Genomic DNA, 13,497 nt, shown 5'->3' on the forward strand with positions numbered 1-13,497 from the left:
TGCGACTTTATCGACCGCCACCGACAACGCGGCCCGCGGGCGGTCAGCCGGGCGGTCCGGGCACCCGCCGGGCCGGCCGTCGCTCCTCCCGCCGCTGGGCCGGCCGCTCGTGCTGTGTCTTCTGGGGACACCCCCAGACCTCCGGCCAAGGGGAGTACGGACACGGAGGTGCTCGTAGCCAGTCGGCGGGCCGGCGGCGTGGGCCCGTGCACACACGCCTGAGTACCCGTACCTAGGCGCCGAGATGAGTACGCGCGCGGATGGGGCGGGACCTGCGCGAACGGGAGAGTGGAGGCACGGCAAGGGGCGCGGACCGGCACCGCCGACACGGGGCGGCGGAGCGGCGCCCGCGCCCTGGCCGCTCCTTCCGCCGATCCGTCGGCGGAAGCGAGGCACGGGGGGCCCGGGGCAGACCACCGCGGGGGACCGAGGGGGAATCCGTACGGGGGAGTACGGGAAGTACGGGGGAGTGGGAAGGCGCCGGTCCGGCAAGCGGACCGGCGCCTTCCTCGTGCTCGGGGTGTGCTCAGGCCTTCCCGCTCACGCGCCCCTGGAGCAGCCGGGACAGGGCCGCGTGCACGTCGTCCAGGGAGCGCTCGGGCTGGAAGGACTTCCAGTCCAGGGCGGCCACCAGAACCATGCCGACCAGCGCGGCCGCCGTCAGCTGGACGTCGATCTCGTCGCTGAACTCGCCGGCCGCCACGCCCTCGCGCAGCACCCCCTCGACGACGGCGACGGCCTCCTGCCGCACCACCATCAAGGTGGACTGCCAGGCGCGGTTGGTGCGCCACAGCTCAGCCACGTAGAGCTGGGTGAAGGCCGGGTAGCGGTCGATGAAGACCAGTCCCGCGCGGACCATCGCGTCCAGCGCGTCCACTTTGTTGCCGCCCTCGGCCGCGGTCCGCTCGGCCGCGTCCCGCAGGGAGGCGGTGAGGAGGCCCACGCCGTGCCGCAGCAGCTCCTCGAAGAGGACCGACTTGCTCGCGAAGTTGTAGTAGACCGTGCCCTTCGCGACTCCGGCCCGCTCGGCGATCTCGTCCACCGTGGTGGCGGAGAAGCCCTGCTCGGCGATGAGTGTGACGGCCGCCTCGTAGAGCTTCTGCCGGGTTGCCTCGCGGCGCGTGCTGCCGCCGGACGTGGCGCTGCTGCTTTCCATGGCCCTGATTGTCACAGGTACGCGCGCGTGCAGGGGCGTCTTGGGGATCACAGGCTCAGCTCCGGGTGCAGCCGGTCCAGCGTCCACACCTGGCGGCGCCGGGCCGCGAGCGCGGTCAGGGCCAGGGCGCCCGCGGTGAACGCGGCCAGCACCCCGCACGCCAGCCACACCGGGCCGAGCCCGCCGCCCGTGATCAGCCGGCGCAGGGCCGCCACGATGTAGCTCATCGGCAGGAACGGGTGGAGGGCGTTGAAGAAGCCCGGACTGGTCTGCACCGGGTAGGTGCCACCCGCCGAGGTCAGCTGGAGCATCAGCAGCGCCAGCACGAGGATCCGGCCGGCCGCGCCGAAGCGGGCGTTGAGCCACTGCACGATCGCGGCGAAGCACGCCGCCACCAGGAACAGGAAGCCGACCGTGCCGGCCGCCCGCGCCATCTGCAGCCCGATCGCCCAGTGCAGCACGGACATCAGGGCCACCGTCTGCAGCACGCCCACCGCGGCCACCGGCAGCCAGCCGGCCAGCGCGATCCGCCAGCCCGGCGAACCGGCTGCCAGGGCACGCCGGTTGAGCGGCGGGATCAGCATGTACGCCACCATCGCGCCCACCCACAGGGACAGCGGGATGAAGTAGGGGGCGAAGCCGGTGCCGTAGTTGGGCGCCTTGTGCAGGTCGTGGGTGGCGAGCTGGACCGGGTCGGCCATCACGCCGGTGCGCTCGTCGCGGTCCTGCTTGTCGTAGTCGGGGATCTTCTTCGCGCCGTCGTGCAGACCACCGGCGAGCTTTCCGGAGCCGTCGACCAGCTTGTACATGCCGCCGCTCAGGGTCTGGGCGCCCGACTCGGCCGTCCCGATGCCCTGGTCGAGCTTGGCCGCGCCGGTTCCGGCGGTGCCCAGTCCGGCATGGAGCTTCTTGGCGCCCGCGGCGACCTCGGCCGCGCCGTCGTTCAGCTTGTTGATCTTCGTGACGGCGTCGTTCACGTCCTCGTAGAGGTGCGGCGCGCGCTCGGCCAGGGCCTGCGCCTGCGTCTGCAGCTTGGTGAGGTTGGTCCGCAGCGTCTTCAGGTCGCCGTTCTGGTCGGCGATCAGGGTGTTGAGGTCGTCGGCGACGGTGGCCACGTCGGCGGCCGCCTGCCTGGCCTTCTTCAGGTCGGGGCAGATGGGGTCGGGGATCGCCGCGTTCGCGCAGCGCGCCTGGTAGACCTCGTCCAGGACGGCCGCGGACGCGTGGGCCGCCCGTGCGGCGCCCGGCGCGAGCTTCACCAGGTCGTCGAGGTTGTGGCGGACCGCCTCGGCCGAGTCGGCGACCAGCTGTGCGGTGTCCCCGATGGTCTTCTCGTTGTCCTTCAGGAACGGGCCGGACTTGCGGTAGACGCCGTTGACGTTGTCGGCGAGGGTCTGGGTGCCGTCCGCGACCCGCTGCGAGCCGTCCTCCAGGTCGCTCGCGCCCTGGGTGAGCTTCGTCAGGCCCTTGGAGAGCTTGCCGCTGCCGCTCTTGGCGTCCTTCAGGCCGTCAGCGAGGTCCTTGGAGCCCTTCTCCGCCTTCCCGAGACCGCCCTTGAGCCGGTCGGCGCCCTCGGCCGCCGTCACGGTCTTGTCGTGGATGCCGGAGAAGGAGATGAAGATCTTGTCGAGGAAGGTCCGGGACGTCTTGGTGGACGCGGCCGTGCGGACCTCGTTGAAGACCGTCCGGGAGATCTGGCCGACGATGTAGTTGTTCGCGTCGTTCGTGCGCACCCGCAGCGCGCCCGTCTCCGGGGAGTCGCCCGAGCTGGAGGCGATCCGGTCGCTGAAGTCGGCCGGCATCGTCAGGGACAGGTAGTAGGTGCCGTCCTCGACGCCCTTGCGGGCCTCGGCGTCGCTCACCTCGTGCCACGCGAAGGTCTTGCTGTCGCGCAGCCCGGACACGATGTCGTCGCCGGCCGTGATCTTCTTCCCGCCCGCCGTGGCGCCCTTGTCGTCGTTCACCAGGGCCACCGGGATGCGGTCCAGACGGCCGTACGGGTCCCAGAACGACCACAGGTACAGGGCGCCGTAGAGCAGGGGCAGCACGAGCAGCGCGACCAGGGCGGCGCGCGGCAGCTTCCCGCGTCCGAAGCGCCTCAGCTCAAGCGCGGCCAGCCTGGGCGAGCGCATCGGCTTCCTCCTTCGTGTCGGTCTTCTCGCTGTTGTCGTCGCTCTTCGCTTCGCTTGGGGCGCTCTCGTCCGCGCCGCGCAGGTCGCTCTTGTCCGCGCCGTGGAGCGTGGGGACGACGACGCAGCCCTCGGGGGCGGTGCGGCACACGGCCACGACCGTGGTGCCTGCGCGCGCTATGGACCGCAGCAGGTCCCAGACCTCGGCGCGCTCGGCGTCCGAGAGCTTCGTCTCGACGTCGTCCACACCGAGCAGCCCGGGCCGGCCGAGCAGGGCCAGCGCGATGGACAGGCGCAGCTCCTCCAGCCGCTCCAGATCGCGTACGGCCGTGCGGGGGCCCTTGGGGAGCGCGTCGAGGTCGAGTCCGGCGGCGGTCAGGGCCGCGTCGACGCGCTGCTGCGACTCGCGGGCCAGGTCCGCCCGGCGGCGCAGCAGCAGGCGCGGCGAGTCGCCGAACCTGTGCTGCAGCAGGGCCCGTTCCCGCAGGTGCTCCCCAACGGTCAGGGCCGGTTCCAGGTCGGTGACACCGGCCACGTTGGCCACGGCGGCGACGCGGCGCACGGCCGCCATGTGCCGGGGGATCGCGGACCCGCCCACGGCGGCCGCGCCCTTGGTGGCCTTCATCCGTCCCGTGAGCGCGAGCAGCAGGCACGTACGGCCGGAGCCGGACGGTCCCTCGATCGCGATCAGCGAACCGGGCTTCGCGTCGAAGGTGATGTCCCGGAAGGCCCACCCCCGTGGCCCCTTGAGCCCTAGGCCCTCGGCTGTGACGTCCACGCCGTCCACAAGCTCCCCTGCCTGCTGCAATCTTTTGAACTGACTGGTCAGTGCAAAAATACGCCCGAACCTGCGATCGAAGCAAAGCCCCAGGTCAGAACGGATTGTCAGTGCCATACCTCACGATGGGCACATACGGCACCTGTGCCGTCACCCAGACGACAGGAGGTTCGTCATGGCCAACTCCTCCGCAGCCGCCGCCCACCGGCGCCGCGCCACCGGCCCTGCCCCCTCACTGACCGGCCCGGCGAGCGATGTGCACCCCGTGCTCCGCCGGGCCACGGCCCCGCCCGCCGCCCTCGACCTGCTGACGCTGGCCCGGGCCGGCCTCGAAGAAGCCGCCGTCCTGGAAACCCCCAACGAGCGCTATGCGACGGCCCACCTCGCCGCGCTGCGCACCGCCGCCGCCGTGCTCGCCGCCCGGGGCCGCCCCGAGACCTCCCCGCGCCGCCGGGCCCGCATCCGCAGCGCCTGGGAGGTGCTGCCCGAGATCGCCCCCGAACTGACCGAGTGGAGCGCGCTCTTCGCCTCCGGCGCCACCCGCCGGGCCCGCGCCGAGGCGGGCATCGAGGGAGCGGCCAAACAGCGGGACGCCGACGACCTGATACGCGACGCGGGGATGTTCCTCCGCATCGTCGAGCGGATGCTGGTGCTCCAGCCCGTCCTGCCCCAGCCCCGGCAGGACACCGGCGAGCGCGGCGGCCCGGGCCCGCACGACGGTCTGCCGGACGCGGGCTGACCGGCGCCGGTCCACCGGTCGGGACGGACACGGCAGTGCACCTCGGCGGTGACCGGCTACGGCGCCGAAGGCAATAGGGTGGAGTTTGCCTGAAGCCGTCCGCCCTGCCGAGGAGTCAACTGCCGTGTCGGACCCGATGCGCCCGCCCGTCTCCCCCCACCACCCTGAAACGACGTCGCTGCGCTCCGGCTCCTCCCGACCCCGCGCCTCTCTCCGTACCGCCGTGGTCTGGGAGGTCCTCCAGGACGCCCTCGACCGCCGGATCAAGGCCACGGGGCGGGACTCGCTGGACGTGCTCGACACCGGAGGCGGCAGCGGCAACTTCGCCGTGCCCCTCGCCCGCCTCGGTCACCGTGTCACCGTCGTCGACCCCAGCCCGAACGCGCTGTTCGCGCTGGAGCGCCGCGCCGCCGAGGCCGGCGTCGCCGACCGGGTCAAGGGCGTCCAGGGCGATGCCCTCGGCCTGTTCGAGGTGGTCGAGCGCGGCGGCTACGACGCCGTGCTGTACCACGGCGTCCTGGAGTACGTCGACGACCCCGCCGAGGGCCTGCGCAACGCGGTCGCCGCGCTGCGCCCCGAGGGTGTCCTCAGCGTGCTCGCCGCCGGTCTCGGCGGTGCCGTCCTCGCCCGGGCCCTCGCCGGTCACTTCAAGGAGGCCAAGCAGGCCCTGGAGAACCCGGAGGGCCGCTGGGGCGCCGGCGACCCGATGCCGCGCCGCTTCACCGCGGAGCAGCTCACCGCGCTGGTCGAGGGCGCGGGCCTGAGGGTCGGTGCGGTGCACGGCGTGCGGGTCTTCGCCGACCTGGTGCCCGGCGTCCTCGTGGACACCGAGCCCGGCGCCCTGGACGCGCTGCTCAAGCTGGAGGCCGCGGCAGCCGAGTTGCCCGCCTTCCACTCCGTAGCCACCCAGCTCCATGTGCTCGGTGAGACGCGAGGGGCCGCAAAGGCCTGAGCGGCCTTCCGGGACGCGGCGCTGATCAGGGACTTGGCGGCAGATGGAGTACGCCACAAGCCCCCCGATCGAGCGGTTTGCGCCGTATGATCGAGGTATACGGTCCGGCATGACGGATCGGCCGCCGGGGAATGGAAGCCTCAGCGAGCCGGGACGGCCATGGCGGATTCCGGTTGGCCTATTGGCGTAGAGGGGCGGGTTTCACGGGGGCGATTCCCTGCCTATCCTGAAGGGACCCCCAGGTCGCCCCGGCGACTGCACGATGAGGAGGACTCCGTGCCGCTCTCGGAGCACGAGCAGCGCATGCTCGAGCAGATGGAGCGAGCGCTGTACGCCGAAGATCCCAAGTTCGCGTCGGCGCTTGAGGGAAGTGGGCTGCGGACGTACACCCGGCGGCGGGTCTACCAGGCGGTCGCAGGCTTCCTCGTGGGTATCGCGCTCCTCATGGCCGGAATGGTCGCACAGCAGATCTGGGTCAGCGTGGTGGGCTTCCTCGTCATGCTGGGCTGTGCCGTCCTCGCCGTCACAGGCTGGCGGAAGGCACCCAAGCCGGGCGAGCAGCCCGCGGCCGCCCCGCGCCGCCAGGTACGGCAGAAGCGCTCCATGATGGACCGGATCGAGCAGCGCTGGCAGCGCCGCCGGGACGAGCAGCAGGGCCACTAGCCGCCCGCCGGTTCGCGCCCACAGCTCGGGCTCACCACAGCAGACCTCCGTGAGGGGTGGCCACCAGCCGGTGGCCACCCCTCACGCGTTCTCCGGTCTCAGCCCTGCTGCCCCGAAGGCCTGCGCAGCGTCGGCCGGGCCGCCACCGCACGCGCCCTGAGCGCCGCCCACCGGGCCGACACCGCCCACAGCACCCGCACCAACGACCGCGGCGCGAACCGTGCCCGCAGCCGCGTCCGCCCGCTCACGCCGCCGTTCAGGCCGGCGATCACCCGGCGCACGTCCTCTGCCAGGCCCGCCACCAGGCGCGGCCGGGGCGCGTACAGCACCTGCTCCAGCGCGTCCGCCACCCGGTGCACGGCGGCCCCGGCCGCATGGTCGAGATCTCCCAGCCGCACGATCCGGGCCGCGGCCCTGCGCGGCGTCTGCGACTCGTCCGGCAGGATGCCCACGTCCCAGGCGCTGTCGATCAGCTCCTGCCAGGCCGCCAGCGTGTGTGCCGCCGCACCCTCCTCGGTCCGCGCGTGCGCGCCGAGCCGTACCGACCGCACCCGCGCCCGCCACAGCATCGGCGCCAGCGGGATCGCCAGCACCACCAGGGCGCCGAGCCCGATCAGCGCGTACCACAGCCAGCGCCACGAACCGCCGCCACCGCTGTGCGCCGCCACCGCCGCGGACGGGCTGCCGCACGCGTCGAGCCCCCGCAGCTGGGCCTTGCAGCTCTCGCTCGGCGAGGCCGACACCGAGGGCGCCGCCGACGCCCCGTGGGACGGCAGGGTCTCCTCCGGCTCGGAGGTGCCGGGCTTGTTCGACTGGGTGTACGACGGCACGGTGCCCCGGGTCGGGGTCGGCTCGAAGCGGGTCCAGCCCACGCCCTCGAAGTACAGCTCGGGCCAGGCGTGCGCGTCCTTCAGGCTCACCGAGACCGTGCCGTCCGCCTGCGGAGTGCCGGGCGCGAAGCCCACCGCGACCCGGGCGGGGATGCCGAGCGTGCGGGCCATCGCCGCCATCGTGAAGGAGAAGTGGACGCAGAAGCCCTGCTTCTTCTTCAGGAAGGTCGCGATCGCGTCGGGACCGCGGCCGACCTCCACCTGGGTGTCGTACTGGAAGCCGCCGGACACCGCGAAGTAGTCCTGGAGCTTGACCGCCTCCTCGTAGTGGCTCGCCGAGCCCGCGGTGATCTCCTTGGCGGTCCTGGCCACCACCTTCGGCACCCTGGACGGCACGTTGGTGTACTCGCGCCTCAGCGTCGCCGGCGGCTGCGGAGCCGCGGCCAGCTGCTCGGCGGTCGGCTGCACGTCCAGGCTGTTCACCTGGTAGGTCTCGCCGCGCGTGTTCTGCCCGTGGTCACCGACGAGCGTCATGCCGACGGGCTCGTACCGCCATTTGCCGCTGACCCGCACACCGCTCGGCGGGTACGGCATCGGCAGCCAGTCCTGCGCGTACCAGTCCGCGGCCGTGATCGTCGTCTTCACGGTGGTGCGCTTGACGCCCGTGCCCAGGCCGACGGGCGTGGGGAAGACGTCGGGCACGCCGACGATGTGCCGCTGGGACGGCTTCCAGGTGGTGCCGTCGAAGTCGTCCAGCGAGACGATCCGCAGATACATGTCCGAGAGGTCGCCGGCACTGGTCTTCAGGGACAGCACCTGGCGGTCGGTCTCCACGTTCAGGCTGTCGCGCAGGGACACCAGGGGGTTGACCGCGGAGATCGTGCCGCCGTTTCCGTTGCCCGCGCCGACGCCCGCTCCGGCGCCGTCCAGCAGCCCGCCCTGCATCGCGGGCAGAGCCAGCGGCACCACCAGGGCGACACCGAGGGCGACCGCGCCGATCCGGCGTCCGGTGCGCACCGGGGCCACCGCGCCGGCCTCCGGGTCGCCCGGGGCGCGGGCCGCGCTGCCGAAGACCCGGCCCCACTGGGCCAGCCGCTCCCGGCCCTCGGCGAGCAGCAGCATCAGATAGCCGGCCGCCGCGACCAGGAACCACAGCCAGTCGGTGCCGCCGCCGGACAGTCCCGCGGCCACCGAGTACAGCGCGAGCAGCGGCAGTCCGGCCGGGGCCGCGCTGCGGAAGGTCACCGCGAGGGTGTCCACCAGCAGGCCGATCACCAGGACACCGCCGATCAGCATCAGCTTGATGCCGTCGGTGAGCGGTGCCGGTATCGCGTACTGGCTGACGTCGTCGGAGCCCTGCTGGAACAGGTCGCCGAAGTGCCGGAAGGCCTCCGGACCGGGGACCAGCCCGACGAGCGCCTGCTGCCGGGCGAAGACCAGGGTCAGCAGCATCAGCGTGACCAGGACCTGCGCCGCCACGGTCAGCGGCCGCGCCAGCGGCACCCGCCGGGCCGCCGCGCCCACTCCGGTCTGCACGGCGACCAGCAGCACCGTCTGGAAGAGCCACGTTGGCTGGTCGACCAGGGGCAGCAGTGCGCACGCGGCCATCAGCGTCGCCGCGGCGGCACACAGGGCAAGTCGTGCCCGCCCGCTCATCACAGTGCCTCCCGGCTCACCGCGGTCAGGCCCGAGCGTTCCCGGTCCGCCTGCCGCCACAGATCGTTCAGCGAGGCGCCGCGCGGCACGCTCAGCGCCGTCCAGCCCGCCTCGCGCAGTATGCGCAGCCGCTCGCCGTGCCGGTCGCCCGGGCCCGGTACGTCCGTGGCCTCCCGCACCCAGGTGTCCGGGTCCAGCACGAACGCGATCGCACCGCCGCTGCGTTGGCGCATCTTCGCGACCACCGCGGCCTGCTCCTCGTCGAGATCGCCCAGGAAGGCGACCAGCAGCCCCTCGTTCCCGCCGCGCAGCATGTCGTACGCCCGGGACAGGCCCGTGCCGTCGGAGTGGTCGATCACCGCGAGGGTGTCCATCATCAGCCCGGCCGCGTCCGCGGAGTCCTGGCCGGCACCCGCGAACCCGTCGGCGCCCTCGCCGGGCACCGAGCTGCCGTTCTCCGTCAGCAGGCGCACCGTGAAGCCCCGTTCGAGCATGTGCACCAGGACCGACGCGGTGCCCGAGACGGCCCACTCGAAGGCCGAGTCGGGGCCCGCGCCCTCGTAGCCGACGCCCCGGGTGTCCAGCAGGACCGTGCAGCGTGAGCGGCGCGGTTGCTCCTCGCGGCGCACCATCAGCTCGCCGTAGCGCGCCGTGGAGCGCCAGTGCACCCGGCGCAGGTCGTCGCCGTAGCGGTACCCGCGCGGGATCACGTCGTCCTCGCCCGCGAGGGCCAGCGAGCGCTGCCGCCCGTCGCCGTACCCCTTGGCCTCGCCGCTGAACCGGACCGGCGCCAGCGGCTCCACGCGCGGTATGACGGTCAGCGTGTCGAACGTCGAGAAGGCGCGGGTGAGTTCGCACATCCCGAACGGGTCGGTCAGCCGCAGCTGCAGCGGACCCAGCGGATAGCGGCCGCGCAGGTCCGAGCGGACCCGGTAGGACACCTCGCGGCGGCCGCCCGGCTCCACCCGGTCCAGCACGAAGCGCGGCCGGGGCCCGAGCACGTAGGGCACCCGGTCCTGGAGCATCAGCAGGCCCGTGGACAGCCGGGAGACGTTGTCCACCCGCAGGTGCACCCGGGCCTCGCTGCCCGCGGGCACGCGCGCGGGGGAGAGCCGGCGGCTGCCGGCCACCCGGTAGCGCGTGCGGTAGAGCACGGTCGCGCAGAGCAGGGGCAGCACGGCCAGCAGCAGGCCGACCCGCAGCAGATCCATCTGGCCCAGCACATAGGCACAGACCGCGGCCGCGATCCCGGCGGCCAGGAAGGAACGCCCGCGGGTGGTGAGCCCCGCCAGGGCCGTACGGACCCCGCCCGCCTCCCCGCGGTCGGACTCCGCCTGCCCCGTCCCCCCGGCGCTCATCACAGACTCCGCGGGGGCTGCTGCGGATAGGCCGGGACACCCCGGCCGAGACCGCCGAAGCCGCTCTGCTGCTGCGGCGCCGCGGGCACCGGGGTGTGCTGCAGGATCTCCAGCACCACCTGCTCGGCCGTACGGCGGTTGAGCTGGGCCTGGGCGGTGGGCAGCAGCCGGTGGGCGAGGACGGCGACGGCGAGTGCCTGGACGTCGTCCGGCAGCGCGTACTCCCGGCCGCTGAGGGCGGCGGACGCCTTCGCCGCGCGCAGCAGATGCAGCGTCGCGCGCGGGGAGGCGCCGAGTCTGAGGTCGGGGTGCGTGCGGGTGGCCGCGACCAGCTCCACCGCGTACCGCCGCACCGCCTCGGAGACGTGCACCCCGCGCACCGCCTCGATCAGCTTCACGATCTCGTGCGCGTGCGCCACCGGCTGGAGGTCCTCCAGCGGGGAGACCCCGCCGTGCACGTCCAGCATCTGCAGCTCGGCCTCGACGCTCGGGTAGCCGACGGAGACCCGGGCCATGAAGCGGTCGCGCTGCGCCTCGGGCAGCGGATAGGTGCCCTCCATCTCCACCGGGTTCTGCGTGGCCACCACCATGAAGGGACTGGGCAGTTCGTAGCTCTGCCCGTCGATGGTGACCTGGCGCTCCTCCATGGACTCCAGCAGCGCGGACTGGGTCTTTGGCGAGGCGCGGTTGATCTCGTCGCCGATCACGATCTGCGCGAAGATGGCGCCCGGCTTGAACTCGAAGTCCCGGCGCTGCTGGTCCCAGATGGACACACCGGTGATGTCCGAGGGCAGCAGGTCGGGCGTGAACTGGATGCGCCGCACCGAGCAGTCGATGGACCGCGCCAGTGCCTTGGCGAGCATGGTCTTGCCCACTCCGGGGACATCCTCGATCAACAGATGTCCCTCGGCGAGCAGTACGGTCAGCGAAAGCCGTACGACCTCGGGCTTGCCCTCGATCACACCCTCCACCGAACTGCGGACACGCTCCACAGTGGCGGTCAGATCAGTGAGGCTCGCTCGATCGTCATAGGTCGTCACCCGGCCCTCCTCGGCCCGTTCTTACTCGGGCCGACGCTCTGCGATGCGAAACCGGCCCACCCCGAAAACACGGACACCGCGCGGAAAAGGTTCCACGCGACGCCCACACCCCGCATTCTTGCTGCCGTTACCGATTCGTGTCACTCGCCTGTGGACAACTGCCCGCACGATGTCGGTCTTACGGTCTTTTCGACCACCGTTTTCGATGCCGTGCGGCGGAATGCTTTCGCAGGGCGGGGGTGTTCGGGGTGGGCCGGCGGCCCCGGTCAGGCCGGGTCGACCTCGCGCAGCAGACCGGTGTGCACGTCGAAGACGAAGCCGCGCACGTCGTCGGTGTGGAGCAGGAACGGCGAGGTGCGCACCCGCTGCATGGACTGACGGACGTCCTGGTCGACGTCCCGGAAGGACTCCACCGCCCACGCCGGGCGCTGGCCGACCTCCATCTCCAGTTCGTGCCGGAAGTCCTCGGTGAGGGACTCCAGACCGCATCCGGTGTGGTGGATCAGGACGATGCTGCGGGTGCCGAGCGCCCGCTGGCTGATGGTCAGGGAGCGGATCACGTCGTCGGTGACGACTCCGCCCGCGTTGCGGATGGTGTGACAGTCGCCGAGCTCCAGGCCGAGCGCGGCGTGCAGGTCGAGTCGGGCGTCCATGCAGGCCACCACGGCCACGTGCAGGACCGGACGGGCGTCCATGCCAGGGTCGGCGAAGGCCTCGGCGTAGTGCCCGTTGGCCTCCACCAGGCGGTCCGTCACGGTGCCACCGCTGGTTATGGCGGCTTCGGATCCAGGGGGAACTGCTGCGGAAGTCGTCATACTGACGACGTTACTGGTCACCCCCGGTCCCGGCCTGCTGTGAGAGCGGACAAAGAACGTCATCGTGGCTTGTTGTGAGCTAACCCACACGGAGGGCAAACGTGGGCCGGATGGGTGAATCTTTTCGAATTGCCGCTCTGCCCGAGGCGCGGTACGCGACGCGCAGGCCGGTTGATTGACCGCGAGACACGGTGGACTAAAGTGACGCGAAGCGGGAGGGGCGGCTCTCCCTGCTGGTGAAACCCCCGGAGACCCCGGCCCACACCCGGACCGTCTCCCCACGTGCGCGGCGCGTACGTACGGCTCGGCCTCCTCCCGCTCCCGGTCGGCTGACGCTTCCGGCGCCGGCAGGCCTCCCCTTCACAGAGCGGGCGGGGACCCGGCGGTGCGTCACGGCCCGCCGGAACTGAGAGGCCCCCTTGAGTCAGAGTCGACACGTCCCGGTGATGCTCCAGCGGTGCCTGGATCTGCTGGCACCCGCCCTGGAGCGGCCGGGAGCGGTGGTCGTCGACTGCACCCTCGGCCTCGGCGGCCACAGCGAGGCCCTGCTGACGCAGTTCCCCGAGGTGCGGCTCGTCGCCCTCGACCGGGACAAGGAGGCGCTGCGCCTGTCCGGCGAGCGGCTCGCGCCCTTCGGCGACCGGGCCACCCTGGTGCACGCCGTCTACGACGAGCTGCCCGACGTACTGGACCGGCTGCGCATCCCGCGCGTCCAGGGCGTCCTGTTCGACCTCGGCGTCTCCTCCATGCAGCTGGACGAGGCCGACCGCGGCTTCGCCTACGCCCAGGACGCCCCCCTCGACATGCGCATGGACCAGACGACCGGCATCAGCGCCGCCGAGGTCCTCAACACCTACCCGGCGGGCGAGCTGGTGCGGATCCTGCGCGCGTACGGCGAGGAGAAGCAGGCCAAGCGGATCGTCTCCGCCATCGTCCGCGAACGCGAGAAGGAGCCGTTCAGCAACAGCGCGCGGCTCGTCGAACTGATCCGGGACGCGCTGCCGCAGGCCGCCAAGCGCACCGGAGGCAACCCGGCCAAGCGCACCTTCCAGGCGCTGCGCATCGAGGTCAACGGCGAGCTGTCCGTCCTGGAGCGGGCGATCCCGGGCGCGGTGAAGGCCCTCGCCGTCGGCGGGCGCATCGCCGTGCTGTCGTACCACTCGCTCGAGGACCGGCTGGTGAAGCAGGTGTTCGCGGCCGGCGCCGCGTCCACCGCGCCGCCCGGGCTGCCGGTCGTGCCCGAGCGCTACCAGCCGCGGCTCAAGCTGCTCACGCGCGGTGCCGAACTCCCCACCGAGGAAGAGGTCGCCGAGAACCGCAGGGCCGCCCCGGCCCGGCTGCGGGGCGCCGAGCGCATCAGGGAGGACGCCGAGTGAGCGAA

The 13,497-nt window shown here is 72.5% G+C and carries 11 protein-coding genes; 4 read left to right on the forward strand and 7 right to left on the reverse strand.

What is annotated here, in order from left to right:
• Nucleotides 1–526: 526 nt before the first annotated feature.
• From ACFY3C_RS14160 to ACFY3C_RS14170, 3 genes are read right to left on the reverse strand one after another with little or no spacing between them, the layout of a single operon-like run.
• Nucleotides 527–1,156, reverse strand: coding sequence for a TetR/AcrR family transcriptional regulator (locus ACFY3C_RS14160; protein WP_389183747.1), 630 nt, complete (start codon nt 1,154–1,156; stop codon nt 527–529).
• A gap of 47 nt (nt 1,157–1,203) precedes the next feature.
• Nucleotides 1,204–3,288, reverse strand: a complete 2,085-nt coding sequence (locus ACFY3C_RS14165) for a YhgE/Pip family protein (RefSeq protein ID WP_386574294.1) — start codon at nt 3,286–3,288, stop codon at nt 1,204–1,206.
• Complete coding sequence (locus ACFY3C_RS14170; protein ID WP_390770922.1) at nt 3,260–4,072, reverse strand: ATP-binding cassette domain-containing protein; 813 nt, start codon at nt 4,070–4,072, stop codon at nt 3,260–3,262. Before ACFY3C_RS14170 ends, ACFY3C_RS14165 begins: the two co-directional genes overlap by 29 nt.
• A 166-nt stretch (nt 4,073–4,238) precedes the next feature.
• On the opposite strand from ACFY3C_RS14170, the gene ACFY3C_RS14175 reads away from it, so the two are divergent.
• The 3 genes from ACFY3C_RS14175 to ACFY3C_RS14185 all read left to right on the forward strand — a co-directional run bounded on the left by ACFY3C_RS14175 (nt 4,239) and on the right by ACFY3C_RS14185 (nt 6,417).
• Nucleotides 4,239–4,802, forward strand: a complete 564-nt coding sequence (locus ACFY3C_RS14175) for an SAV_6107 family HEPN domain-containing protein (RefSeq protein WP_390770923.1) — start codon at nt 4,239–4,241, stop codon at nt 4,800–4,802.
• Nucleotides 4,803–4,926: 124 nt separating this feature from the next.
• On the forward strand, nt 4,927–5,754 hold the full coding sequence (locus ACFY3C_RS14180; protein ID WP_386574291.1) for a methyltransferase: 828 nt from the start codon (nt 4,927–4,929) through the stop codon (nt 5,752–5,754).
• 276 nt (nt 5,755–6,030) lie between these two features.
• Nucleotides 6,031–6,417: a DUF3040 domain-containing protein gene (locus ACFY3C_RS14185; RefSeq protein WP_386574290.1), complete on the forward strand. Its 387-nt coding sequence runs from the start codon at nt 6,031–6,033 to the stop codon at nt 6,415–6,417.
• A gap of 98 nt (nt 6,418–6,515) precedes the next feature.
• Here ACFY3C_RS14185 and ACFY3C_RS14190 read toward each other — a convergent pair whose 3' ends face one another.
• From ACFY3C_RS14190 to ACFY3C_RS14205, 4 genes are all read right to left on the reverse strand, one after another.
• Entirely contained in the window at nt 6,516–8,903 is a 2,388-nt protein-coding gene (locus ACFY3C_RS14190) for a DUF3488 and DUF4129 domain-containing transglutaminase family protein (protein ID WP_386574289.1), read from the reverse strand.
• Entirely contained in the window at nt 8,903–10,261 is a 1,359-nt protein-coding gene (locus tag ACFY3C_RS14195) for a DUF58 domain-containing protein (protein WP_390770924.1), read from the reverse strand. Before ACFY3C_RS14195 ends, ACFY3C_RS14190 begins: the two co-directional genes overlap by 1 nt.
• Nucleotides 10,261–11,301: an AAA family ATPase gene (locus ACFY3C_RS14200; RefSeq protein ID WP_386574287.1), complete on the reverse strand. Its 1,041-nt coding sequence runs from the start codon at nt 11,299–11,301 to the stop codon at nt 10,261–10,263. The genes ACFY3C_RS14195 and ACFY3C_RS14200 overlap by 1 nt, the downstream gene beginning before the upstream one ends.
• Nucleotides 11,302–11,567: 266 nt before the next feature.
• Nucleotides 11,568–12,179, reverse strand: coding sequence for a beta-class carbonic anhydrase (locus ACFY3C_RS14205; RefSeq protein ID WP_386574286.1), 612 nt, complete (start codon nt 12,177–12,179; stop codon nt 11,568–11,570).
• 356 nt (nt 12,180–12,535) lie between these two features.
• Between ACFY3C_RS14205 and rsmH the strand changes: the two genes are divergently transcribed.
• A complete protein-coding gene (rsmH, locus tag ACFY3C_RS14210) occupies nt 12,536–13,492 on the forward strand; it encodes a 16S rRNA (cytosine(1402)-N(4))-methyltransferase RsmH (RefSeq protein WP_390770925.1) in 957 nt (318 codons plus the stop codon).
• Nucleotides 13,493–13,497: the final 5 nt, after the last annotated feature.

The organism is Streptomyces sp. NPDC001410 (assembly GCF_042895235.1).
Classification (GTDB): Bacteria; Actinomycetota; Actinomycetes; order Streptomycetales; family Streptomycetaceae; genus Streptomyces.

Excerpts from the sequence above, each read along its gene's own strand:
- ACFY3C_RS14160 (WP_389183747.1), bottom strand. The coding sequence starts at position 1,156 with ATGGAAAGCAGCAGCGCCACGTCCGGCGGCAGCACGCGCCGCGAGGCA.
- ACFY3C_RS14165 (WP_386574294.1), bottom strand. The coding sequence starts at position 3,288 with ATGCGCTCGCCCAGGCTGGCCGCGCTTGAGCTGAGGCGCTTCGGACGC.
- ACFY3C_RS14175 (WP_390770923.1), top strand. The coding sequence starts at position 4,239 with ATGGCCAACTCCTCCGCAGCCGCCGCCCACCGGCGCCGCGCCACCGGC.
- ACFY3C_RS14190 (WP_386574289.1), bottom strand. The coding sequence starts at position 8,903 with ATGAGCGGGCGGGCACGACTTGCCCTGTGTGCCGCCGCGGCGACGCTG.
- ACFY3C_RS14195 (WP_390770924.1), bottom strand. The coding sequence starts at position 10,261 with ATGAGCGCCGGGGGGACGGGGCAGGCGGAGTCCGACCGCGGGGAGGCG.
- ACFY3C_RS14205 (WP_386574286.1), bottom strand. The coding sequence starts at position 12,179 with ATGACGTTCTTTGTCCGCTCTCACAGCAGGCCGGGACCGGGGGTGACC.